Consider the following 21,919-nt stretch of genomic DNA (forward strand, 5'->3'; position numbering starts at 1 on the left):
CGGTGCACGCGCCACCGGGACCTGCGGGGTCGGCCGCGACGGGTCCACCGCCGCCGAGGACGGGACCTGCGCCCCTCGCCGCCGCGCTGCCGTGCCAGGACGCTCCGTACCGGCTGGCCCGGCGAGAGGAGCGCACGATGGCTGCCGAGGTCCCGTCACCTGCGTGGCGCCGGGTCCGGGCGTTCACGCTGGGCCGCGGTCCACTTAAGCGGAGCTCGGACCGCCTGCAGTTCGCCGCCCGGCTGGTGCTCGTCCTGCTCGTCCTCGTGTCGGTCCCGGTGGCGCTCACCGCCGGCACCGTCGTCCACGAGCAGCTGCAGTCGATGGCGGAGCGGCAGGCTGCTGAGCGCATCCGGGTGACCGCGGTCGCGCTCGAGGACGCACGACCCGTTCCGGAGGCCCGCTCGGGTGGGGGGCGACCCGAGACGGCGGTGCGGTGGGCGGCACCGGACGGCAGCCCCGGGGAGGGGCGGGTGTGGGCCCCGGCCGGCACGCGCGCCGGGGACACGGTCGACGCCTGGACGACCGCCGACGGCCGCCCGGCCGCCACGCCCTTGACCACGTTGCAGGTGATGCGCAGCACGATCGTCCTCGTCGGCCTCGGCTGGGCGGGCTCCGCCCTGGCGGTGGGGACGGCGTACGCGGTGCTGTGCTGGGCGCTGGACCGGCAGCGCGACCGGCGCTGGACCCGGGAGTGGGCGGCGATCGAGCCGACCTGGAGTCGCCGGGTGCCCTGACGGCTCCAGTCCGGCCGGACTCTGCCTACCGGCGGCGGAGGAGCCGGCGCAGCCACCCGCGAGGGCGGTCGGCCGTCCCCGCCCGGCCGGAGCGCGGCGCGGGTCGCTCCGACGGGGTCGCGTGGACCTCCTCGGCACGCGGCTCGGGGTGGGTGAGCCGCTCGTGGGCGAAGTAGTGCTGCAGGACGTCGGGGCCGGCGCGGTGGCCGCGTGCGGCCACGTCGTGCCGGGCCTCCCACTCCGCCATCCGCTTCTCCGCCTCGGTCATCTCGCGGGGCTCCCGCCGGGCGGACCGGTCCGCGGGCTGCTCGGGTCCGTCGAGCGTGGTCATCGGATCTCCTCGGGTGGTGCTCGTGAGCCCAGGCTCACCCACGGCGCCGGGCGCTCCGCAGGGCCCGAGGTCCCGCCCCGGGAGGCCCGACGCCCTGCGGTCGCGGCGGCCTGCGCCCCTCCCGGCCCGCGCCCGGGCCGAGCAGGCTGACCAGGACCGCTCGACGACGACGGGAGGCCGCGGTGGCACAGCGCCGTTGGAGTGACCTGGGGCCGCGGCAGCGGACCGTGGTGCTGACTGCGGGCGCCCTCCAGCTTGCGCTGGCCGTTCCCGCCTGGGCCGACCTGGCCCGCCGCCGGCCGGCCGAGGTGGTCGGGCGCAAGGGCGTGTGGGCCGCGGTGATCGCGGTCAACTGGATCGGCCCGCTGGCCTACCTGCGCTGGGGCCGCCGACGCTGAGTCCCGTCCGGGACGCCAGGCACACCGGACTGGACCGGAAGACCCTGCTCCGCCTGCCCCCCCGCGTGTGGACTCCCACCATGACCTCCGGCGCGGTCACCACCGCCGACCCCGGACAGCGAGCTGACCGCCCACGCCGGCCGGGACCGCGGCCGGTGCAGCGGCACCCGGTCGACCTGGTGCGGGTGGCGCTCGGGCTCGCCGTCCTGGGACTGGGCTTCCTCGTCGCCCAGCGGGGCCGGCTGCCGGTCTTCGAGCGGGACCTGTTCCAGCTGGTCAACGACCTGCCCGCGATGCTGTTCCCGGTCGTCTGGGCGGTGATGCAGCTGGGCAACGTCGTCACGGTGCCGGTCGTCGCCGGGGGGGCCGCGCTGACCCGCCGGTTCCGGATGGCGCGGGACGTGCTGATCTCGGGCGTCCTGGCCTACGTCGCCGCGGACCTGGTCAAGAGCGTGGTGCAGCGGGAGCGACCGGTGGGGTTGGTCGTCGAGGTCAACTTCCCGGAGGGGCCGGTGACCGGCCTCGGGTTCGTCTCCGGGCACTCCGCGGTCGCCGCGGCGGTGGCCACCGCGGCCGTGCCGTACCTGTCCCGCCGGGGCCGGCGGGTGGCGTGGGCGCTGGCGTGGACGGTGGCCCTGGGGCGCATCTACGTGGGCGCGCACCTGCCGCTGGACGTCGTCGGGGGGCTGGCCGTCGGGTGGGCGATCGGCTCGCTCGGGCACTGGGCATTCGGCGTGCCGCGGCGCGAGGTGCCGGCCGCCCGGGTGCAGCAGCTGCTCGAGCGCTTCGGCCTGCCGGTCCGCGAGCTGCGGCCGGCCTCGGTCCGGGCGCGCAGCTCGCACCCGTTCGAGGCGGTCGACGAGCGGGACGTGCGGCTGTACGTGAAGTTCCTCGAACCCGACCGGGCCGAGCGCGACTGGCTCTACCGGCTCTGGCGGCTGCTGGCCGTCCGCGACGTGAAGGACGCCGACGCCATCGCCCCGCTGGGCCAGCAGGCCGAGCACGAGGCGTTCGCGGCGATGACCGCCCGGCAGCGCGGGGTGTCCACCCCGCCCGTGCTGCTGGCACGGGGCACCGATCGAGGCGCGGTGGTCGTGCAGGACCACGTGACCGGCCGGGGGCTCGACGAGCTACCGGCCGGCGACCTCACGCCGGACCTGCTGGCCCGGGTGTGGCACCAGGTGGCGCTGCTGCGGGCCGCCCGGGTCGCCCACCACGACCTGGAGGCGTCCAGCGTCCTGGTGGACGCCCAGGGGCGGCCGTGGGTCGTCGACTTCGGCAACGCGCAGACCGGGGCGGACGACGACGCGCTGGCCGATGACGTCGCCGAGCTCATGGCCTCCCTCGCCCTGCGGGTCGACCCCGCGCTGGTCGTGGACTCCGCCGTCGACGCGCTCGGCCCCGACGCCGTCGCCGCGGCACTGCCCGGGCTGACTCCGATGAGCCTGTCGGCGGTCACCCGGGCCGGGATCCGGGAGGACCGCTCCCGGCTGGACCTGCTGCGAGGAGCGATCCGCCGCCGGCTGGACCTGCCCGACCCGGACCGCCCGGAGTACGGACCACCCGGGGCGGCCGCGCGGCTGGCCGTGGCGGCCGGGTCGGCCCTCGTGCTCGTCGGGGTGCCGCTGCTGGCCGGTGCGCCCGCGCTCCTGGAGTCGGTCGAGCGCGGCGGGTGGCGCTGGCTGGGTGCGGCCCTCGCGCTGGCCGTCCTGGCCCGCGCGGCGACCGCGGCCGCGGCGCTGATGACCGTGGACCGCCGGCTGGCGCTGGGCCGCACCTACGGCGCGACCACGGTGGCCGAGGCCGCGTCGTTGCTGCACGGCGGCGAGGGCTGGCGCCGGTCGGCCGCCCGGTTCCTCGAGCGGGCCGGCGTGTCGCCCGAGGAGTCGCGTCGGGCGGTCGACCGGTTCGTCGCGGGCGCGATCGTCGCCGCGGTGCTCGTCGCCGTCGCCACGCTGGTGCTGGCACTGGTGGAGGGGCGTCTCGGCGGCTGGCGGACCCCCGAGGCGCTGGTGCCCGCCGTCGCGGTGGGGCTCGGCGCCTGGGCGCTGGTCCTGGCCGGCCAGTGGCTCGCGCGCCGAGCGGACACCGGTCCGCACGTGCGCCGCCAGGTGACCCGGGTGCTGGGCGCCGGGCTCACCGCCCCGCGCCGGGCCCCGTGGCTGCGCGGCACGCAGCTGGGCTGGACGGTGGTCGGTGTGGCGCTGGAGGGCGCGGCCCTCGCCGCCGCGGTGCACGCCGTGGGCGGCTCGGTGCCGTTGCTGGCCACCGCGGCCGTGTACGGCGGGCTGCACCTGCTGTGGTCGGTGCTACCGGTGACCGCGGCACCCGGCGCCGCCGAGGTCGCTCTCGTCCTGGCACTCACCACACTGGGGGCTCCGCTGGCCGGCGCCTGCGCCGCCGCGCTCGTCTTCCGGCTGCTGGTGTTCTGGGTCCCGGCCGTGGTCGGCGCACTGTTGACCGCCCGGTTCGAGCACCGCTTCGGCGCATGAGCGCCGCCGCGCCCCCGGACCACCGGCGCCGTCCACTCCGCCAGGTGCTCACCGGGCCGGTGGGGCGATCCGTCCTGACGGTCGGTGTGGTGGTGGCGGTCTTCGCCGGCGTGCTGCCGCAGATCGCCGACTACTCCGCGGCCTGGGGACTCGTGCGCGACCTCACCGCGCTCGAGGTCGCCGGCATCGGCGGGATCGCGCTGGTCAACCTGTTCTCCTACGCGCCGCTCTGGATGGCGGCGATGCCCGGGCTGTCCCTCGGTCGCGCGGTGCTGTCCGACCAGGCCTCGACGGCGGTCTCGAACACCGTCCCCGTCGGTTTCGCGTTCGGCGTCGGCACCAACGTGGCGATGTACCACTCCTTCGGCTTCTCGCCCGCGGCGATCACCCGTGCCGTGGCGCTCACCGGCGTCTGGAACACCCTGGTCAAGCTCGCCACCCCCGCCGTCGCGCTGGCCGGGGTGGCGCTGGTCGGGGACGTCGACCCCTGGCTGGGCACCGCCGCCCTCGTCGGCAGCGGCGTCCTCCTGCTCGGCGTCGGCGCGCTCGTGGCGGTCCTGAGCCACGGCCGGGCCGCCGCGGTGCTGGCCGCGGCCGCCGAGCGGGCAGCCGGCCGGGCCGCTCGAGCGGTGCGCCGCCGGCCGCCGTCGGGCTGGGTGGCGCGCACCGACCGGTTCCGCAGCGACTCCCTCGACCTCGTCCGGCACCGCTGGCTGCACCTCACGGCCGCGGCGGTCGGGAGCCACGCGGCGCTGTTCCTCGTGCTGCTGACGTGCCTGCGCGCCGTCGGGGGGCCGGGCACGGACGTCCCCTGGGTGGTCGTCCTGGCCGTCTTCTCCCTCACCCGCCTGGTCACGCTCGTGCCGATCACCCCGGGCGCCCTGGGGGTCGCCGAGCTCAGCTACGTGGCCGGGCTGACCGCCGTCGGCGTGGACCCGGCCGCGGCCGCCGGAACGGTGCTGCTGTTCCGCTTCCTCACCTGGTTCCTCCCCATCCCGACGGGCGTCGTCACGTGGCTGCTCTGGCGGCACGGCGTGGGGCACGACCGGCCCGCACCGGTCGGGGCCGGCCCGTGAGCCCGCGACGGGCACCGGGAACGACCAGGGGGTACGGGAGGCGCCGGAGCGACGCCGTCACCCTGCTGGTCGCCACGGCGCTGACGGTGCTGTGCTCCTGGGCGGTCTCCTCGGGGGACGTCGGGCCCGTCGAGGAGGCGGTGTTCGACTGGGTGAACCAGTGGCCGGACTGGCTGGAGGAGCCCCTGTGGCTGGTCCAGCTGGTCGGGGTCCTGGGGATGCCGCTGCTGGTGGCGATCCCCGCGCTGGCGCTGCGCCGCTGGCGGCTGGTCCTCGCCCTGGCCCTGCTGGTCCCGCTCAAGCTGCTGGTGCACGGCGAGGTGGTCAAGGGCCTGGTCCAGCGGCAGCGGCCCGGGAGCACCCTCTCCGACGTGGTGCTGCGGGACGTGCCGTCGGCCGGCGTGGCCTATCCCTCCGGGCACGCGGTCATCACCGCGGGCATCGTCGTCGTGCTCGCTCCCTACGTGCGGCGGCGCTGGCTGGCCGTCCTGGTCGCCCTGGCGCTGCTGAACGCGGTGGCCCGGGTGTTCCTCGGCGCCCACGCACCGCTGGACGTCGTGGGCGGCGCCGCCCTCGGCGTGGCGATCGGCGCGGCGCTGAACCTGCTGGTCGGGGTGCCGGCGTCGGGCCGGGGTGCCGCTCGTCCCGGGACGGGGAGCCGTGCGTCCCTGCCCGCCCGGGGGGCGTGAGGGCTGGACCCGACCGGGAACCGGACCAGGCGGAGGACGGCCGAGGTCCGCCACACCCACGGGACCGTCGTGCCGCCGGGTCAGCCCAGCACCGACTCCAGTGTGGTGGCCGCGAGCAGCCGGGCCCACCACGGCCGTCGCGGGAGGGGGCCCGTCACGGCAGGGCGGGTACGGCGCCAGGCCCGCCGGGCCGGCCGGACCGCCATGGCGCCGCCCTTCATGCTGACCCAGCCGCCGGGGCCCATGGTCACGGTGGCCTTGGCCGCACTGGGCCGGCCGGCCAGGCGGCGCGCGATGATCACCCCGCCCACCACCAGCTCCGCCGTGGTGATGACCTTGGTGACGTCGACGACGGGGTGCCACCGCACCCGGCCGTCGCGGAGCACGAAGGCGCCCATCGGGCGACTGCCCGACATCTCCGCGTCGAAGCCGCTCCCCTCCCTGCCCACCCCGGCGCCGCGGGTCGCGGTGTGGCTTCGGGCCGCCGTCGCGGTGATCACGCTCGTCCCGTCCCGCTCGTACGGCGGGGCGAAGGCGAGGACCTGCCGCTCACTGCGGTCGGGAGCGGGAGGGGGCACGGCCATGGGATCTCCAGGTGTCGGGCGGTCACGGCCACGCTGGCAGAGCACGGCGGGGCCCGTACGGGCCGGAGGTCCCGACCCCGGACGTCCTTCGACCGGTGTGGGGAGTCGGCCTGCCCCGGAGCATCGCCGGAGCCCGAGACAGGCCGACCACGGAGAGGGGCGAGCGGCATGAGGATGCACACGGGGATCCTGGCGGTCGACGTGGTTCGAGCGGACGTCGTCGACGCCGGCCGGGTGGACCTCGTCGTGTCCCTCGCGGCCGGGCGGGACGTCCTCGTGGACGGCGGTGAGGCCGAGCTGGTCCGCACTCGGGCCCTCACCCGTCGGGAACGGAACTGGAACGGCGCCCGCTCCACCGTGAGCAGGCGGACGGAGTCCGTGCTCGGCCGGGTGGACCTCGGTGCGCCGGGCTCCCTGGCGGCCGGGCAGACCCAGCACGTGCACGCCGTGCTACCCGTCCCGGGGAGTGGCGAGGCCTCCGTGGCCGGCCGGCTGGTCCAGCAGGACTACGCCGTACGGGTGCGGTTCCGGACCGGGGAGCACGCGGTCGAGGCGACGAGGGGCATCCACGTCCCCCTGGCGCCCGACCCGTCCTCGCTCGGGGACGCACTCCCCGTGGTGGACGACGCCGGGGCCGCCGTCCTCGGCATCGAGGACGTGCCGCAGCGCCGGCTCCACGGCGGGGTCCCGGTGAGGGGCACGGTCGCGGTCGCCCCGATCGTCCCCGGGCACGCCCGCGGCGTGCGCGTGGACCTCCTGATGGTCGAGCACGTGTCGGCCGGGTCCGGGGAGCCGCTGCATGAGGACCTCGAGACCTCGACCGCGGTCGCCTCCGTACCGCCGGCGGAGCGCGTCGAGCTCGTGCCCGGCGAGGTCCTGCGGCTGCCGTTCACCCTGCACGTGCCGGACCACCTCCCGGCGCCGACCGTCCGGACGCCGGAGTTCGAGGTGCGCTGGGTGCTTCAGGCCGTCCTCGACCGCGCTCTGCGCCGCGATCCGCGCGTGATCCTCGACCTCGTGGCGACCACCACGGACTGACCCACCGTCCCGAGGCGGTCGACGGACCTCCGTCCCTCCCGTCCGGGACCCACCGACCCTGTGCCCGGCCGCGCCGCAGGCCGAGGCTCCTGGCGTACCGAGCCTCTGGAGCTGCCATGGACCACGTCACCACCCCGTTCCCGTACGCCCCCCGGGCGGACGCCCGGACCGTCGCACTCGAGGCAGCCGTCGACCAGGCGGTGCTCGCTCCCTCGGTGCACAACACGCAGCCGTGGACCTTCGTCCTGGGTCCCGACCGCGTCGAGGTGCGTGCCGACCGCAACCGGCAGCTCACCGTCATGGATCCGCTCGGCCGCGAGCTGGCGCAGAGCGTCGGGGCGGCGCTGTTCGACCTGCGCGTCGCCCTGTCGGCCCGCGGGTGGGCCGTGGCGGTGGACCGTCTCCCGCGGCCCGACGACCCGGACCTGCTGGCGGTGGTGCGCGCTGTCGAGGGTGCGCCCGACGCCTCCCTCGCCGAGTACGAGGCGGTCATCCCCCTCCGGCGGACCAACCGGCGTCCGCTGACCGGCGACCCCGTTCCCGACGACCTGCTCGGCCTGCTGGCGGCCCTCGCCGCAGCGGAGGACACGGTGCTGGTCCCGGTGCTGCGGGAGGACCAGCGCCGTCTGGTCGCCCGGCTGACCCAGCAGGCCGACGAGCTGCAGAACGCCGACCGCGCCTACCGGGCCGAGATCCGGCACTGGACGACCCGGCCGGCGGGGGAGGGCGACGGCGTGCCCGTGTCCGCGGTCCCGCGCGTGGAGGGCCTGTTCCGCGTCGACATGCCGCAGCGGGACTTCGACACCGGGGGTGAGGGCAGGCTGCCCGCGGATCCCGGCGACAGCGCCGAGCGCACGCTGGTGCTGCTGGCGACCCGCGCCGACCACCCGCTCGGCTGGCTGCGGTGCGGTGAGGCGCTGCAGCACGTGCTGCTCGAGCTGACCCGGCGCGGCTGGGTGGCCAGCCCGCTCCCGCAGGCCATCGAGGTCCCGCTCACCCGCACCCAGCTGCGGGCGGCCCTGACCTGGGACGCCCACCCGCAGATGCTGCTGAGGATCGGGCACGCCGAGGACCTCGTGGCGGCTCCGCGACGACGCCGCGGCGACGTCGTCCGCAACAGCACCCGGCCGCCCGAGCCACGCCGCGTCCGGACGGTCCCGACGCCACCGACCTGGCCGCCGGGACGACGGGAGCCCCGGCCCCCGCACCGCCCGGTGTCCGACGGCCGCGGGGGGACGACGTGGATCTGACGTCCCTCTCCTCTCCTGTGGCGGGCCGACGCGCTCACCGGCGTCCGGGTGGCAGGCGATGACGCGGGCGCGGCCGCGGGTGCTCGTGACGGCGGCGAGCAGGCACGGGTCGACCCACGAGATCGCCGACGCGCTCGCCCGCCGGCTGCAGGAGTCCGGGCTCACCGCGGGTGCCCTGCACGCCGAGAACCGACCCGACCCCGCCGCGTACGACGCCGTCGTCCTCGGGAGCGCCGTCTATCACGGCAGCTGGCTGGAGCCGGCCAAGGACCTCGCCCACCGGCACGCCGCCGTCCTGCGGGCCCGGCCGCTGTGGCTGTTCTCCAGCGGCCCGATCGGCGCGCCGCCGTACCCGCCGGACGAGCCGTACGACACCGCCACGCTCACCGCGCTGCTCGCTCCGCGCGGGCACCGCGTGTTCCCCGGGCGGCTCGAGCCGGCGCGGCTGAGCGCCCCCGAACGCGCCGTGGTGACCGCGATGCGGGCCCCGGTGGGTGACTTCCGGGACTGGGACGCCGTCCGGAGCTGGGCAGCGGAGATCGCGGCGGCGCTCTCCGGTGCCGACCTCCCGACGCCGGGGGCGTCGCGCTGACACCGCACCCGCTGCCCGTGGGGGACTCGCCCCCGGCGACGCCCGGGCGGGTGGGGACGCGGCGCTGGTCAGGGCCCGCCCACGACGGACGGCGCGGCCAGGGACGCGCCGATGGCGGCGCCCCAGGCCGTGGCCGCCGGCAGGTCGCGGAAGTCGCCCTCCGGTGCGTGCAGGGCCGCGACGACGGCCCGCTCGGGGAGGCCGAGGAGGGACCGCACGAGCCGCCCGGGGAACACCCGGTGCTCCCGGCACCGCGTCAGGGTGAGCATCTCGCCGACGTCCAGCAACTCCTCCGGTGGTCGAGGGGGCGTCCCCACCGGGCCGCTGGAGAACGCCCACACCGGGCGGTCCCACAGGTCGATGGCGCAGCGCAGGACGAACTCGCGGGCCTCCGCCAGCCAGTGCCCGTGGTAGACGGCGCTGCCGACCACGACGGCGTCGTAGCCGCGGATGGAGTCGACCTCGCGCGCGGCGCGCACCTCCACGGTTCCGCCCCCGGCCCGCCGGATCCCCTCGGCCACCGCCTCCGCGACGCCCTCCGTCCCCCCGTGCCGACTGGCGGCCGCGACCAGCACCCGAGTCGGGGCACCGCCGTCGTCCTGCCCCCCGGGCCCGTCCGACCGTGCAGGGAGCCGGTCCTCCCGGACGTCCACCAGCCGGGCCAGGCGGTCCATCACGGCCTCCTCGTCGACCGGGACGGCGAGCACGCGCAGCCCCGTCGCCACGAGCCGCTCGCTCGGCGACCCGGGGAACCGGGTGCTGCCGGGACGCAGCGGCAGCAGGCGCGCGCAGACCCGTTCGCGCACCTCGGCCGAGTTGACCCCGATGCCACCGGTGAACACCAGCGAGTCCCAGCCGTCCAGGGTCGTCACGGCGGCGGCGACGGCCATGGCCACGTCCCGGACGAACACCCGCACCGCCAGGTCCGCGGCCGCGTCCTCCGCCTCGAGCAGGGCCCGCAGGTCGGTCCGGCCGCCGGAGAGCCCGGCGACGCCCGACCGCCGGTTGAGCAGGTCCCGGACAGCCGCCGTCGAGCCCTCGCGGTGCACGAGCCGGAGCACGACCTCCGGGTCGAGGTCGCCGCTGCGGGTCAGCGACGGCACGCCCCCGGCCGGGCTGAGCGCCATGGTCGTGTGCCGGGGGATCCCGGAGTCGACGGCGGTGACGCTGCAGCCGCTGCCCAGGTGCACCACCACGGCGCGACCGAGGCCGGGCACCAGCTCGACGACGCTCTGCACGGCCAGCCCGTGGAACCCCCACCGCCGCAGCCCCGCACCGCGGGCGTCCGCCGGCAGCGGCAGGGCCACGGCCTCGTCGGGCAGCCGGTCGTGGACGCCGCTGTCCGGGACGAGCACCACCCGCGCCCGCGGCCACTGCCGGCCCGCCGCGTCGACCACGTCCAGCTGCCGGGGCAGGTGCAGCGGGTCGAGGTCGGCCTCGGCCCGCAGGCGGGCGAGCAGTGCGCCGCCGGCCGGGGCTACCCGGCGCAACACGGGGCTGCCGTGGACGATCCGGTGCGCCACGACGTCGGGCCGCAGGCCGTGCCGGGCGAGTGCCGCGGCGACCGCGGCGAGGACGTCGTCCCACCCGGCGCAGGAGCCGGCGTCCTCGAGGGGTGAGCCGGGGACCTCCACCGTGATGCGCCCGGCGCTCCCGTCGAGACCGGCGGCGTGCAGCCGCAGCCGCAGGGCCGGGTCGCGCACCGCCGCCTTGAGCGAGCTGGAACCGACGTTCAGGGACAGCACCACGGCGGTCCTGTCGGTCGTCGGGGTCGACACGGGCGCCGTCCCGGTCACCGCAGGACGGCGACCTCGAGCGCCCCGGAGGCCACCGGGTCGTCGAACAGGTCGTAGGCCTCGGCCACCTGGTCGAACCGTGGGTGGGGGACGTCCTCCCAGGACCGCTTGCCGGGGCCGTGGTAGGCCAGCGCCTTCATCGCATCCTCCTCGGGTGGCGGGGGCAAGTGCACGCCCGGGGCGCTCGGCTCCACCACGTCCGGTCGTCCCCCGGGAGAGGGTCGGAGGTCCGTTCCGGACACCGGGAGCCCCAGGGACGGTGACGGTGGTCCGGCGGGGTCGGCCAGGCCAGACGGGAGCACGCGATGGCCCCTCCACCGGAGAGCCGCTGGGTGCTTCGCTACGAGGGTCTCGATCCCGCCGCCGAGGCGCTGCGGGAGAGCCTCTGCGCGTTGGGCAACGGCCGGTTCGCCACCCGGGCCGCCGCACCCGAGTCCCGCGCCGACGGGGTCCACTACCCGGGCACCTACGCCGCGGGGGTGTTCGACCGGCTCTCCGACGACGTCGCCGGGCGGACGGTGGCGAACGAGAGCATCGTCAAGCTGCCCGACTGGCAGTTCCTGACCCTCCGCACCGAGGACGGCGACTGGCTGGACCTCGGCGTCTCGACGGTGTCCGAATACGTGCAGGAACTCGACCTGCGGCGGGGCGTGCTCACCCGCCGCTTCGTCGTCGAGGACCGGCGGGGACGGCGGACGCGGATCGCCCAGCGGCGGCTGGTGTCGATGGCCGACCCGTTCCTGGCGGCGCTGGAGTGCACCGCGGTGGCGGAGAACTGGTCCGGCCGGCTGACCGTCCGCTCGGGGCTCGACGGTCGGGTCACCAACTGCGGCGTGGCGCGCTACCGGAGCCTCTCCGGGCAGCACCTGGTCGTGGAGGAGACCACGTCTGGCCCCGACCTCCTGGGCCTCGTCGTCCGGACGGTCCAGTCGCACGTGCGCATCGGGCTGGCCGCCCGCCACCGGGTGCTCCTGGACGGCGCCGAGCACGCTGCCGAGCGCCGTCCCGCAGGGCAGGCGGGGGTGCCCGCCGTGGAGCTCGGCGTCGACCTGGTCCCCGGCCGGGTGGTGACGGTGGAGAAGGTCGTGGCGCTGTGCACGTCCCACGACCGGGCGATCAGCGAGCCCGGAGAGGCCGCCCTCGAGGAGGTCCGCCGCGCCCCCGACCTCGACGTCCTCCTCGACCGGCACGTCCGGGCGTGGGCGCACCTGTGGCACCGGTGCGACGTGGAGATCGACGGCCCGCCGCGCACCTCGCTCGTCCTGCGGCTGCACGTCTTCCACCTGCTGCAGACCGTCTCCCCCCACAGCATCGACCTCGACGCCGGCATCCCGGCCCGCGGCCTGCACGGCGAGGCCTACCGCGGCCACGTCTTCTGGGACGAGGTCTTCGTCCTGCCCTTCCTGGTCCTGCGCCTGCCCGCCGTGGCGCGCGCGATGCTGCTGTACCGGTGGCGTCGGCTGCCGCAGGCCCGGGCCGCCGCCCGGGCAGCCGGCTGCCGCGGGGCGATGTACCCGTGGCAGAGCGGGTCGAGCGGCCGGGAGGAGTCCCCGACCGTCCACCTCAACCCGCGCTCGGGCCGCTGGCTGCCCGACAACTCCGCCCTGCAGCGCCACATCGGCCTCGCCGTCGCCTACAACACCTGGCGCTACCACGAGGCCACCGGCGACCTCGACTTCCTCGTCGACCACGGCGCCGAGGTGATCCTCGACGTCGCGACGTTCTGGGCCGACCTGGCCCGCTACGACCCGGTCGACGACCGGTACGACATCTGCGGCGTGATGGGGCCCGACGAGTACCACGACGCCCTCCCCGACCGCGCCGAGCCCGGCCTGGACGACAACGCCTACACCAATGTCATGGCCGCGTGGACCCTCGCCCGGGCACTCGACTGCCTCGAGCTGCTGCCACCTCGTCGGCGCGGGGAACTGCTCGACGGGCTGGGGATCGGAGAGCGGGAGCTGGCGCGCTGGGAGCACGTCAGCCGCAGGCTGCGGCTGTGCTGGCACTCCGACGGCGTCCTCAGCCAGTTCCGCGGCTACGAGCAGCTGGCCGAGTTCGACTGGGCCGGCTACCGGCAACGGTACGGCGACATCAGCCGGCTGGACCGCATCCTGGAGGCCGAGGGGGACTCACCCAACCGCTACAAGCTGTCCAAGCAGGCCGACGTCCTCATGCTGTTCCACCTGCTCACCGCCGACGAGTTCTACGACGTCCTGGACCGGCTGGGCTATCCGCACGACCGGTCGACGATCCCCCGGACCGTCACCTACCACCTGGACCGGACCAGCCACGGGTCGACCCTCTCGCGGGTGGTGCACGCCTGGGTGCTCGCACGCAGCGACCGTGCCAGGGCCTGGCGCTTCTTCCTGGAGGCCCTGGAGAGCGACGTCGACGACGTGCAGGGCGGCACCACCGGCGAGGGCATCCACCTGGGCGCGATGGCCGGGACCCTGGACATCCTCCAGCGGGGGTTCACCGGTGTGCGGACCCGGGGTGACGCGCTCGGCTTCGACCCCTGTCTCCCCGAGGCGCTCACCGGCATGCGCTTCCGGCTGCGCTACCGCCACCACCCCGAGGTGGAGGTGGCGATCACCCACCAGACCCTGACGGTGGGCGGCGACGGTAACGGGATCCCCCTGCTGCCGGTCCGCGTGCGGGACGACGCCTACCGCACCGACCCGCGCGGCACCCTCGAGGTACGCCTGCACCGCCGGCGCACCGAGCGGTCGTGATCCCGCAGATGCGCTCCCCGTCGCGTCGGCGGGACCCGGGCCCAGCCGGCCGCACCGACGTCAGGCCGCCGGGGAGTCCTCAGGCCGCCGGAACCACCCGCCCACGCGGTGCAGCAGCTCCACGACGAGCGCGCCGAGGGCACCCACCACACCGGCGATCAGCAGCCCCTCTGCGGTCACCTCGAACTGGAAGACCCGCTCCCCGAGCGCGGGCGTCGCCGTCACGGCGGCCGCGACCACCGCCATCGCGGCGACGAGCCCGAGCTTCCACGCCGTCAGCGGCCGGGCGAGGACCAGCAGGGTCCAGAGCGCGACCACGAGGACGACGAGGGCCGTGGTGCCGCGGGCCCCGTCGAGTCCCGACTCCGGCTGCTCCGCGCGCGTGATCGCGTACCCTGCGTACGCCGCGGCGCCGGTGGCCACGCCGACGGGGACGGAGAAGAGCAGCACCCGGCGGAGGAAGCCGGGCACGTACCTGCGCCGGCTCGGTCCGAGTGCGAGGAAGAAGCCGGGGATGCCCACGGTGAGCCCCGCGATCAGGGTCATCTGCACCGGTGCGATGGGGAACGCCTCCAGCGTGACCACCGTGACGAGGGCGAGCAGCAGGCAGTAGACGTTCTTGACCAGGAACAGGTTCGCCGCCCGCTCCATGTTCGCGATCACCCGTCGGCCCTCGGCCACGGCGTGGGGCAGGTGGGCGAACCGGCCGTCGAGCAGGACCAGCTGGGCGACCGCGCGGCTGGCGGGCGAACCGCTGCCCATGGCGACGCCGATGTCGGCGTCCTTGAGGGCCAGGGCGTCGTTGACGCCGTCGCCGGTCATCGCCACCACGTGGCCGCGCTGCTGCAGGGCACGGACCACGGCCCGCTTCTGGTGGGGGGTCACCCGGCCGAAGACGCTGTGCGTCTCGACGACCTCCGCGAGCGCGTCGGCGTCCTCGGGGAGGGTCCGGGCGTCGACGGCGTCGTCCGCTCCCGACACCCCGGGCACGCCGACGGAGGCCGCGACCATGCCGACGGTGCGGGGGTTGTCCCCGGAGAGGACCTTCAACGCGACGCCCTGCTCGGTGAAGAAGCGCAGCACCTCGGCCGCGTCCTCGCGGATGCGCTCGGCCAGGACGACCAGCGCCACCGGCACCAACCCGCCGGGCAGCCGCGGGTGCCCGTCTCCGGCGGCCCAGCGTTCCTGCGCACGGGCCAGCAGGAGGACGCGGCGGCCCTCGGACGCCAGGGTGTCGGCCAGCTGCCGCGCGGCGCCGTCCTCGGCGCGGACGGTGCCGGACAGCACCAGCTCCGGCGCGCCGAGCACCCAGGTGGCCTCCTCCGTGCGCACGGCCGACCACTTGCGGGCGGAGGAGAACGGCACCGTGTCCTCCGCAGGCCGGTCGGGGGCCGGGAAGGGGGCGCCCAGCGCGAGCGCCGTCGCGCTGTGCCGGTCGTCTGCCGCGAGCAGACCCAGGGCCGTCTCGACCTGGCCGTCCGGACACGCGCTCGCCCCTGGCAGGCGGAGCAGCCGGTCGAACCGGACGTCGCCGTGGGTGAGCGTCCCCGTCTTGTCCAGGCACACCACGTCGACGCGGGCCAGGCCCTCCACGGCGGGGAGCTCCTGGACGAGGACCTGCTGACGGGTCAGGCCGAGGGCGGCCACCAGGAAGGCCAGCGTGGTCAGCAGTACCAGGCCCTCGGGGGTCATCCCCACCAGCGCGGCGACGGTCCCCGTGACCGCGTCCTGCCAGCCGTCGTTGTCCGGGCTCTGGAACTGGCCCCACAGGACCACCGGGCCCACCACGACGAGCAGGACGGCGATCCAGCGCAGGATCCGGTTGGTGCCGGCGACGAGTTCCGACCACGTCCGGGTGAACTGCCGGGCCTCCGCCGCCAGCCGGGCGGCGCAGGAGTCGTCGCCGACCGCGACGGCCTGCACCTGCCCCCGCCCCGCCACGACGATCGCCCCGGACCGCACCTGGTCACCGGGCGCTCGGACCACGGGCTCGGACTCGCCCGTGAGCAGCGACTCGTCGACCGCCAGGCCGACGGCCGACCGGACGACGCCGTCCACCGGGACCTGGTCGCCGGCGGACAGCTCGACGAGGTCGTCGAGGACGAGGTCGGCCGCGGGCACGTCCCGCTCCGCGCCACCCCGAACCACCCGCGACCGGACCGCGTGGAGGAGGGCCAGCCGGTCGAGCGTCCGCTTGGCGCGCACCTCCTGCACGACCCCCAACCCCGCGTTGAGGATGACGATCCCGATGAACAGGCCGTTGTACAGGCGGCCGGTGGCGACGACGACGACGAAGAGCGTCGTCAGCAACCCGTTGAAGAACGTGAAGACGTTGGCCCGGAGGATCTCGGGGACGGTGCGGCTGGTGCGGACCGACGTGCGGTTCGTGCGGCCGGCGGCGACCCGCTCGGCCACCTCGGCGTCAGTGAGCCCACCCGGTGCCGTCCGGGACCGGCCACCCCCGGGGCCGGCGTGCGGGAGGTCCTCGCCCGCCACACCGACCGCGTGCGGATCGGAACTCAGCCGCACGACGTCACCCGCCACGACGGCCGAGCCGCGCGGAGCCCCACGAGGCACCCGTCGCCGGGGCGAGGCGGACGGACGCGTCCTGCGGGCAGCCGTCGGCCACGCAGGGCCCTCCGCGGTAGGCCCGCGCCGTCGACAGCGACGCGCCGGCGATCCGGGCGATCCAGCGGGCCATCCGGGCCTCCCTCGGTCGTGGCGGTGCCCACCGTCGTCGCCGGGGACCTGCGCGCGCAGGGACGGAGGTCCGGTCCTGGCGGGCCTTCGGTCGCGCTCGGCCTCAGGACCCGGCCTGCACTCCTCCGCCGGCTCCCAGCCCGCCGGCGACCGGACCTGCCTCGAGCGCCCGCTCCCCGACGACGACTCGTCGGGTCGGGCCCGTGGACCCTGTGACCCGCCGCCAGAAGGCAGCGGAGGGATCCGCTGTGCGTCACGGTCGTGCGCCGTCCCGGCTCGGCATCGGCGAGGTCACACCGGAGGGGGATGGCCCGAGCGGTCCCGGACCTTCGGCCCTTCGCGCGGGTCCTTCGCCAGTGGGGGTCCCACGCTGCGGATCCGTAGCGTCGCCGGTGTCAACGACCCGAGCGTCCGAGGTGGTGAGCGCGTGATCCGCGCCCTGGTGGTCTACGAGTCAGTGTTCGGCGACGCCCGCACGATCGCCCAGGCGATCGCCGAGGGGCTGTCGGCCGGATCCTTGCCGGCGGACGTCGCCGCCGCCGGCGAGGCGCCGGCCGAGATCGGACCCGACGTGGGGCTGCTCGTGGTCGGCGGCCCCAACCACGCCTTCGGCATGCCCCGACGGTCCACCCGCGAGGGGGCGGTGACGCAGTACGGCGCCGACATCCCCGACACCGGCGCCGGACTGCGCGAGTGGCTGGAGACCGTCCGGCTCGCCGGCCGCGGGATCCCCGCGGCCGCGTTCGACACCCGCGGCAGCGGCCACCCGGTGCTGTCCACGATGGACCACGCGTCGCGGACCGAGGAGAAGCTCCTCACCAGGCTGGGCGCGCACATCGTCGCGCCCGCCGAGCACTTCTCCGTCGTCGACACGAAGGGCCCGCTGGTGGAGGGCGAGGAGGACCGTGCCCGCACCTGGGGTCGGACCCTCGCCGAGCGCGTCGCCTCCCCAACCGCGACCCCCTGAACCGGAACGCCCGCCCGGCCGCGCGACGCCTGCGGGCTCGGAGCCACCGATCGGCCGTCCGCGGCTGCTCGACCGGCGCCCCACCGAACACAGGACGAGGAGCAGCAGATGACCGCCGTGCAGCAGCAGGCTCCCCGACGAGACAGCACCGGCCGACCACGGTGACCGGCGTGCGCACCGAGGCGCGTGCCGCGGCCGACGTCCGGCCCGCTCCCCCACCGCCGGGGTGGGCGCCGCAGCGGCCGACCGCGGCCGACCTGGCCCGTCAGGTCCGCGACGTCGCCGCCGACCTGCCCCGGTTCGCCACCGCGCCGCTGCTGCGGCCCTGGCACCGCCGCTGGGGCGCGACCCGCACCGAGATCGCCGCCACGATGCCCGGCGACGACGTGTTCCCCCGGGCGCAGCTGCAGGCCACCCGCGCGATCACCATCGCCGCGCCGCCGGAGGAGGTGTGGCCCTGGCTGGTGCAGGTCGGCTGCCTGCGCGCCGGCTGGTACGCCGACGACCTGCTCGACAACCTCGCTCACCCCAGTGCCCGGGAGATCCTGCCGGAGCTCCAGGACATCGAGGTGGGCCGCTGGCTGCCGATGGTGCCGCAGCCGACCGAGTCGACGGCGTTCGTCGTCGACTCCTTCCAGGCGCCCGAGTGGATGCTGTGGCGGACGCCGACCAGCACCTGGGCCTGGCGCCTGACGCCGCTGCCCGACGGCCGGACCCGGCTGGTCTCCCGGCTGCGGTTCGCCTACGACTGGCGGCACCCGGCCGGGATCTTCCTCCTGGAGCTGGGCGACTGGCCGATGATGCGCCGGATGCTGCGCGGCATCCGGGAGCGCGCCCAGGCCGAGCACCGCCGCCGCGTCCCGCCGCCGGTCCGCCCCCGCCGGCTGGCCACGATCAAGGCGGTGCACACCGCGGCCTGGGCGTCGATCGAGTTCTGCGTCGGCTACCTGGTCTGGTCGGGCCTGCGGGGCCGCAGCGACCGGTGCGCGGCCGCCGCGGCCGCGGTCGTCGCCGGCGAGTGCCTGGTCTTCGCCGCCGACGGCTTCCGCTGCCCGCTGACCGGGCTCGCCGAGCGCGCCGGCGCGACCAGCGGCTCGGTCACCGACATCTACCTGCCCCGCTGGTTCGCGGCGAACCTGCCGGCCATCCACCTGCCGGTGCTGGTGCTCATCGGGTGGCTGCACCGGCGCGCCCTCGTCCCGGGGCCTGGTGGGGTCACGCCCGCGATCGTGCTCATCGGCGGGTTCGCAGAGGAGGCCGGCCGGCGCGCCGGCCGCTGAACGCCGGGAGAGGAAGTGACCGGCCAGACGGGCCGGACGGTGGATCCTCGACGCCGCCGCCTCCGGTGCCCTGCTGCCGACCGCGTCGCCGGCAGCAGGTCGGCCGAGCGGCGTTCGCGGTTCGCGGACGACGACGCCCTCAACCAGGTCGGGAGCGGGCCAGGAGGAAGAGGGGTCCATGCGGGTCGCCGTCGTCCACGGGCGGCTCTTCGGCGGACGGGTGAGATCGCCGAGGACGGACGGGCGGCCGGCGCCACGGTCGTGCTGCTGAGGGTCGCCACTGTCCGCGACTGGCTGCACCTTTGCCTCACGACCTCGTCAGGACGTCGGCCAGCGGACGGGAGGGGCCGGACGCGGTGGAGCATGGGCCGGCCGAGGCGGAGCACGACCTGCGGCTGGCCGGGGATGCGCAGCACCTCGCGACCGCTCGCGGTGGGTGTGCCGCGCCGGGATCGCCGGCGCCAGCTCCTCGTCCGCCGGCTGCGCGCCGGGAACCACGATGATCCGGGCCAGGAGGTCGGGGTCGTCAGGGTCGGGCAGCACCGCGACATCCGGTTCGAGGCCACGTGTCCGCGCGGCCACCAGCAGGGTCATCAGGGCTGCTCCGCAGCTGATGGTGAGCTCCCGGTCGAACGGGTCGTTGACCGGGAGCGCGCGGGTGCGGTCGGCGTGCAGCTCGACGGTGTGCTCACCGACGCGGAACCACCATGGCTGGGTGTTGTGGGACGACGGTGCCAACACCGCGGCCTCGACGAGGCCGACGATGTCGATGCTCCCCCCGTTCACGACCGGACCCGCGCCGGCCGGCGTTCGGCCCTCTGTTCGATCCCGTGCAGCACCCGCCGGGCCATCCCCAGCGTCACCGGCTCCCCCACCCGGGTCGCCAGTCGCAGGCCGACCTGTGGTGCGACCTCGGTGCGGGAGCGGGCCAGCAGCCGGCAGCGGCCGTCCCCGGTGGGGACGACGTGGGAAGGACCACACGCCGTTCCACCGGTGCTCCGGGGGCGCCCGGGGCAACACGAGCGTCCGAGGGGGCTCGACCCGGGCGACGGTGAAGGCGTAGCCGCCCGGCATCGGGCCGTAGCCCTCGGGGACCACCACGACGCGGTCGCCGACGGCGAGGTGCTGCCACTCCTCCCGGATCTCGTCGGTGCTGTGGATGCGGAGACCGATCAGGTTCTCGAGCCGGTCGTAGCTGTACATCCCGCCGCGGTCCTGACCGACCTGCACCAGCCACGCCCAGACCTCCCCGGCCGGCGCGTGCACGGTCACGGCCAGGGTGGTGTCCTCCGCCGGCTCGGGCACCAGCTCGTCACCGGGCAGCGTCGCCGCCGCCTCCTCGCCGGTGGCGCCCCGGTCCCGCCGGACGTGCACCGCCTGGAGACCCACTGCCCCGGCAGCCACCACGAGCAGGCCCCCGCGGAGCGCTGGGCTCACGGGCCCGGGGGGACGTCGAGGGCCAGGTCGACCAGGTCCATCTCGCCGTAGGCGTACTCGCCGTCGGGCAGGTGCCAGACGGCCGCCCCACCGGTCATCCGGGGGCGGCCGTCGATGACCGCCCAGCCCTGCACGGGGGTGCTCCACGGGGTCCGCACCGGCCCACCGGGGAGATCGGCCCAGCGGTCCTCGGTGTGGAAGTCCCGGGGCAGCCCCCCGTCGTCGAGGAACACCTCCGCGCTCACGGTGCGCCCGGCGTCGGTGACCCCCACCCGGAAGCTGTCGTCCCCGAGCGGCTCCCAGGTGGTGCGGGGGTGCAGCAGCATGCCCGGCGCCAACAGGACGGCGTCGTTGAGCCAGGTGGTCAGCTCGCCGGTGTCGAACTCCGGCCCGGACCCGTCGGCGACGGTCACCAGACCCAGGGCCTTGCCGAGCATCCGTCCGGTGCCGGCGCGGTAGGTGTCCCAGCCCCACATGGGCACGACCCGGGCGACGGTCAGCCGCATCCGGAACAGCCGGGACACCTCGACGGCGGAGTTGTACTGCCAGGCGTCGCACGGCAGCCACGGCTGGCCCGGCCCGCGGCGGAACCGGCCGGTGACATGGGCCCGCAACGACCACGTCCGCGGCCGGCCGACGACCCCCATGGCCCGCAGGTAGCGGGCGGCCGCGGGCGGCAGCCCGGCCAGGTCGGCCTCGGTCACCGGCTCGGTGGACACCGGCCCCGCGGGGAGCCCTTCAGCGGCCACGCGCCGGAGGAACGCCCGGGGCGGCCGGGCAGCGCCGGGGGCGGTGCGCTCAGACGTGGACGGGGGCACCGGAGGCCTCCGGGTCGGTCGTGGGGACGGCGCGCAGCAGGCGGACCAGCAGCCGGGTGCCGATGGTCCCCAGGACGCCGAAGCCCGCGATCGGGTCGATCACCTGCGCGGGCGTGAACGAGATCCCGGCCGCCACCTGCAGCGCGGTGCCCAGGGAGATCGTCGGGAGCATGAGCACGATGGTGACCAGCAGCGGCGCGGCAAGCAGGTAGCCGAGCGGCTCCTGACGGCGCACCAGCAGGCCGGCCAGCGCCGCGGCCGGGGTGATGACCGCGAGGTCGAGGGAGTAGGTCACCGTCGTCGTGTAGACGTCGAGCAGCTCCGGAGCCCGGCCCTGCAGCAGGGCGGTGACCAGGGGCTGCAGCCACACGACGGCGGTCACCGCGGCCGAGGCGAGCAGGAAGCGCGACAGGGCCCTATGGGGCAGGTCGGGGTCCGCGGCGGCCGCGGCCAGGGCCGCCCGGTCCGTCTCGCCGAACGCGGCGAGGAACCCGAACAGGGAGGCCGACAGCAGCGTGACGTAGGCGAGGTAGAGCGGGTTGTACGCGACCCCCAGGGCGTAGTTCGCGTAGACGTACAGCAGGTAGCCCAACGAGCCGGTCATCAGCAGCGTCCCCCGCGGGGACCCCTCGCGGTGCTGCAGCCAGGCCCGCACCACCAGCGGGATGCCGAACGCGAGCACGACCGCGTCGACGGCGACGTTGTTCGCGGCGGTGAACACCGTGTCGAACCGGTACAGCCCGTCCCCGGCCAGCTCCGCCACCTGCCCGCGCGGCGTCGTCACCGGCACCGTGCTGCCCGACGGCCGCCACAGCAGACCGACCGTCGCGGCACCCGCACCGAGGCGGCCACCAGGCCGGGCAACCGGCGCAGCGCTCCCCGCATCCCGCACTCCTCGCTGTCACGCCCACGGTGGGAGGGCATCGGATCGGTCCGGCCGTTGAGACCTCATCGGCACTCAGCGGCAGGCAGCCGGCGCTGGACAGGCTCGGGCACCCG

General features: G+C 76.2%; 20 protein-coding genes. 11 read left to right on the plus strand and 9 right to left on the minus strand.

The window, feature by feature from the left end; all coding sequences use genetic code 11:
- Positions 1-137: 137 nt before the first annotated feature.
- Positions 138-737, plus strand: a complete 600-nt coding sequence (locus ACI78Z_RS04500) for an Rv1733c family protein (protein WP_457035320.1) — start codon at positions 138-140, stop codon at positions 735-737.
- 25 nt (positions 738-762) lie between these two features.
- Here the strand turns inward: ACI78Z_RS04500 and ACI78Z_RS04505 are convergent, their stop codons facing one another.
- On the minus strand, positions 763-1,068 hold the full coding sequence (locus tag ACI78Z_RS04505) for a hypothetical protein (protein WP_457035321.1): 306 nt from the start codon (positions 1,066-1,068) through the stop codon (positions 763-765).
- A gap of 182 nt (positions 1,069-1,250) precedes the next feature.
- Here ACI78Z_RS04505 and ACI78Z_RS04510 point away from each other — a divergent pair, with 182 nt between their 5' ends.
- From ACI78Z_RS04510 to ACI78Z_RS04525, 4 genes are all read left to right on the plus strand, one after another.
- A complete protein-coding gene (locus tag ACI78Z_RS04510) occupies positions 1,251-1,466 on the plus strand; it encodes a PLDc N-terminal domain-containing protein (protein WP_457035322.1) in 216 nt (71 codons plus the stop codon).
- A gap of 80 nt (positions 1,467-1,546) precedes the next feature.
- Complete coding sequence (locus ACI78Z_RS04515; protein WP_457035323.1) at positions 1,547-3,958, plus strand: phosphatase PAP2 family protein; 2,412 nt, start codon at positions 1,547-1,549, stop codon at positions 3,956-3,958.
- Positions 3,955-5,034 (plus strand): lysylphosphatidylglycerol synthase transmembrane domain-containing protein, encoded by a 1,080-nt coding sequence (locus ACI78Z_RS04520; RefSeq protein ID WP_457035324.1) that lies wholly within the window; start codon positions 3,955-3,957, stop codon positions 5,032-5,034. Before ACI78Z_RS04515 ends, ACI78Z_RS04520 begins: the two co-directional genes overlap by 4 nt.
- Positions 5,031-5,723, plus strand: coding sequence for a phosphatase PAP2 family protein (locus ACI78Z_RS04525; protein ID WP_457035325.1), 693 nt, complete (start codon positions 5,031-5,033; stop codon positions 5,721-5,723). Before ACI78Z_RS04520 ends, ACI78Z_RS04525 begins: the two co-directional genes overlap by 4 nt.
- 80 nt (positions 5,724-5,803) lie before the next feature.
- Here the strand turns inward: ACI78Z_RS04525 and ACI78Z_RS04530 are convergent, their stop codons facing one another.
- Entirely contained in the window at positions 5,804-6,307 is a 504-nt protein-coding gene (locus ACI78Z_RS04530; RefSeq protein WP_457035326.1) for a hypothetical protein, read from the minus strand.
- Positions 6,308-6,475: 168 nt separating this feature from the next.
- On the opposite strand from ACI78Z_RS04530, the gene ACI78Z_RS04535 reads away from it, so the two are divergent.
- The 3 genes from ACI78Z_RS04535 to ACI78Z_RS04545 all read left to right on the plus strand — a co-directional run bounded on the left by ACI78Z_RS04535 (position 6,476) and on the right by ACI78Z_RS04545 (position 9,187).
- Positions 6,476-7,345: a hypothetical protein gene (locus ACI78Z_RS04535; RefSeq protein WP_457035327.1), complete on the plus strand. Its 870-nt coding sequence runs from the start codon at positions 6,476-6,478 to the stop codon at positions 7,343-7,345.
- Positions 7,346-7,461: 116 nt separating this feature from the next.
- Complete coding sequence (locus ACI78Z_RS04540; RefSeq protein ID WP_457035328.1) at positions 7,462-8,595, plus strand: Acg family FMN-binding oxidoreductase; 1,134 nt, start codon at positions 7,462-7,464, stop codon at positions 8,593-8,595.
- A gap of 58 nt (positions 8,596-8,653) precedes the next feature.
- Positions 8,654-9,187, plus strand: coding sequence for a flavodoxin domain-containing protein (locus ACI78Z_RS04545; RefSeq protein ID WP_457035329.1), 534 nt, complete (start codon positions 8,654-8,656; stop codon positions 9,185-9,187).
- A gap of 68 nt (positions 9,188-9,255) precedes the next feature.
- On the opposite strand, the gene ACI78Z_RS04550 is transcribed toward ACI78Z_RS04545, so the two are convergent.
- On the minus strand, positions 9,256-10,935 hold the full coding sequence (locus ACI78Z_RS04550) for a flavodoxin domain-containing protein (protein WP_457035330.1): 1,680 nt from the start codon (positions 10,933-10,935) through the stop codon (positions 9,256-9,258).
- Between the two features lie 44 nt (positions 10,936-10,979).
- The gene (locus ACI78Z_RS04555; protein WP_457035331.1) at positions 10,980-11,123 is read right to left on the minus strand and encodes a hypothetical protein; all 144 of its coding nucleotides are present in this window, start codon (positions 11,121-11,123) and stop codon (positions 10,980-10,982) included.
- Between the two features lie 165 nt (positions 11,124-11,288).
- Between ACI78Z_RS04555 and ACI78Z_RS04560 the strand changes: the two genes are divergently transcribed.
- Complete coding sequence (locus ACI78Z_RS04560) at positions 11,289-13,718, plus strand: glycoside hydrolase family 65 protein (RefSeq protein WP_457035332.1); 2,430 nt, start codon at positions 11,289-11,291, stop codon at positions 13,716-13,718.
- Positions 13,719-13,778: 60 nt separating this feature from the next.
- On the opposite strand, the gene ACI78Z_RS04565 is transcribed toward ACI78Z_RS04560, so the two are convergent.
- Together ACI78Z_RS04565 and ACI78Z_RS04570 are read right to left on the minus strand one after the other, a co-directional pair.
- Positions 13,779-16,247 carry an HAD-IC family P-type ATPase gene (locus tag ACI78Z_RS04565; RefSeq protein WP_457035333.1) on the minus strand — a complete coding sequence of 823 codons (2,469 nt, stop codon included), beginning with the start codon at positions 16,245-16,247 and terminating at the stop codon, positions 13,779-13,781.
- Positions 16,248-16,251: 4 nt separating this feature from the next.
- The gene (locus tag ACI78Z_RS04570; RefSeq protein WP_457035334.1) at positions 16,252-16,419 is read right to left on the minus strand and encodes a hypothetical protein; all 168 of its coding nucleotides are present in this window, start codon (positions 16,417-16,419) and stop codon (positions 16,252-16,254) included.
- Positions 16,420-16,845: 426 nt separating this feature from the next.
- Between ACI78Z_RS04570 and ACI78Z_RS04575 the strand changes: the two genes are divergently transcribed.
- Both ACI78Z_RS04575 and ACI78Z_RS04580 read left to right on the plus strand, forming a co-directional pair.
- Entirely contained in the window at positions 16,846-17,385 is a 540-nt protein-coding gene (locus ACI78Z_RS04575) for a flavodoxin family protein (protein ID WP_457035335.1), read from the plus strand.
- Positions 17,386-17,555: 170 nt separating this feature from the next.
- Entirely contained in the window at positions 17,556-18,665 is a 1,110-nt protein-coding gene (locus ACI78Z_RS04580; RefSeq protein WP_457035336.1) for an SRPBCC family protein, read from the plus strand.
- Between the two features lie 318 nt (positions 18,666-18,983).
- Here ACI78Z_RS04580 and ACI78Z_RS04585 read toward each other — a convergent pair whose 3' ends face one another.
- The 3 genes from ACI78Z_RS04585 to ACI78Z_RS04595 are packed head-to-tail and all read right to left on the minus strand — an operon-like array spanning position 18,984 to position 21,704.
- Entirely contained in the window at positions 18,984-20,102 is a 1,119-nt protein-coding gene (locus ACI78Z_RS04585) for a hypothetical protein (protein WP_457035337.1), read from the minus strand.
- Positions 20,099-20,851: a DUF6544 family protein gene (locus tag ACI78Z_RS04590; RefSeq protein ID WP_457035338.1), complete on the minus strand. Its 753-nt coding sequence runs from the start codon at positions 20,849-20,851 to the stop codon at positions 20,099-20,101. The genes ACI78Z_RS04585 and ACI78Z_RS04590 overlap by 4 nt, the downstream gene beginning before the upstream one ends.
- Before the next feature lie 49 nt (positions 20,852-20,900).
- Complete coding sequence (locus ACI78Z_RS04595; RefSeq protein WP_457035339.1) at positions 20,901-21,704, minus strand: hypothetical protein; 804 nt, start codon at positions 21,702-21,704, stop codon at positions 20,901-20,903.
- Positions 21,705-21,919 lie beyond the last annotated feature (215 nt).

Source organism: Geodermatophilus sp. SYSU D01176 (genome assembly GCF_054050015.1).

Excerpts from the sequence above, each read along its gene's own strand:
- ACI78Z_RS04500 (WP_457035320.1), top strand. The coding sequence starts at position 138 with ATGGCTGCCGAGGTCCCGTCACCTGCGTGGCGCCGGGTCCGGGCGTTC.
- ACI78Z_RS04505 (WP_457035321.1), bottom strand. The coding sequence starts at position 1,068 with ATGACCACGCTCGACGGACCCGAGCAGCCCGCGGACCGGTCCGCCCGG.
- ACI78Z_RS04515 (WP_457035323.1), top strand. The coding sequence starts at position 1,547 with ATGACCTCCGGCGCGGTCACCACCGCCGACCCCGGACAGCGAGCTGAC.
- ACI78Z_RS04520 (WP_457035324.1), top strand. The coding sequence starts at position 3,955 with ATGAGCGCCGCCGCGCCCCCGGACCACCGGCGCCGTCCACTCCGCCAG.
- ACI78Z_RS04530 (WP_457035326.1), bottom strand. The coding sequence starts at position 6,307 with ATGGCCGTGCCCCCTCCCGCTCCCGACCGCAGTGAGCGGCAGGTCCTC.
- ACI78Z_RS04535 (WP_457035327.1), top strand. The coding sequence starts at position 6,476 with ATGAGGATGCACACGGGGATCCTGGCGGTCGACGTGGTTCGAGCGGAC.
- ACI78Z_RS04540 (WP_457035328.1), top strand. The coding sequence starts at position 7,462 with ATGGACCACGTCACCACCCCGTTCCCGTACGCCCCCCGGGCGGACGCC.
- ACI78Z_RS04545 (WP_457035329.1), top strand. The coding sequence starts at position 8,654 with ATGACGCGGGCGCGGCCGCGGGTGCTCGTGACGGCGGCGAGCAGGCAC.
- ACI78Z_RS04555 (WP_457035331.1), bottom strand. The coding sequence starts at position 11,123 with ATGAAGGCGCTGGCCTACCACGGCCCCGGCAAGCGGTCCTGGGAGGAC.
- ACI78Z_RS04560 (WP_457035332.1), top strand. The coding sequence starts at position 11,289 with ATGGCCCCTCCACCGGAGAGCCGCTGGGTGCTTCGCTACGAGGGTCTC.
- ACI78Z_RS04570 (WP_457035334.1), bottom strand. The coding sequence starts at position 16,419 with ATGGCCCGCTGGATCGCCCGGATCGCCGGCGCGTCGCTGTCGACGGCG.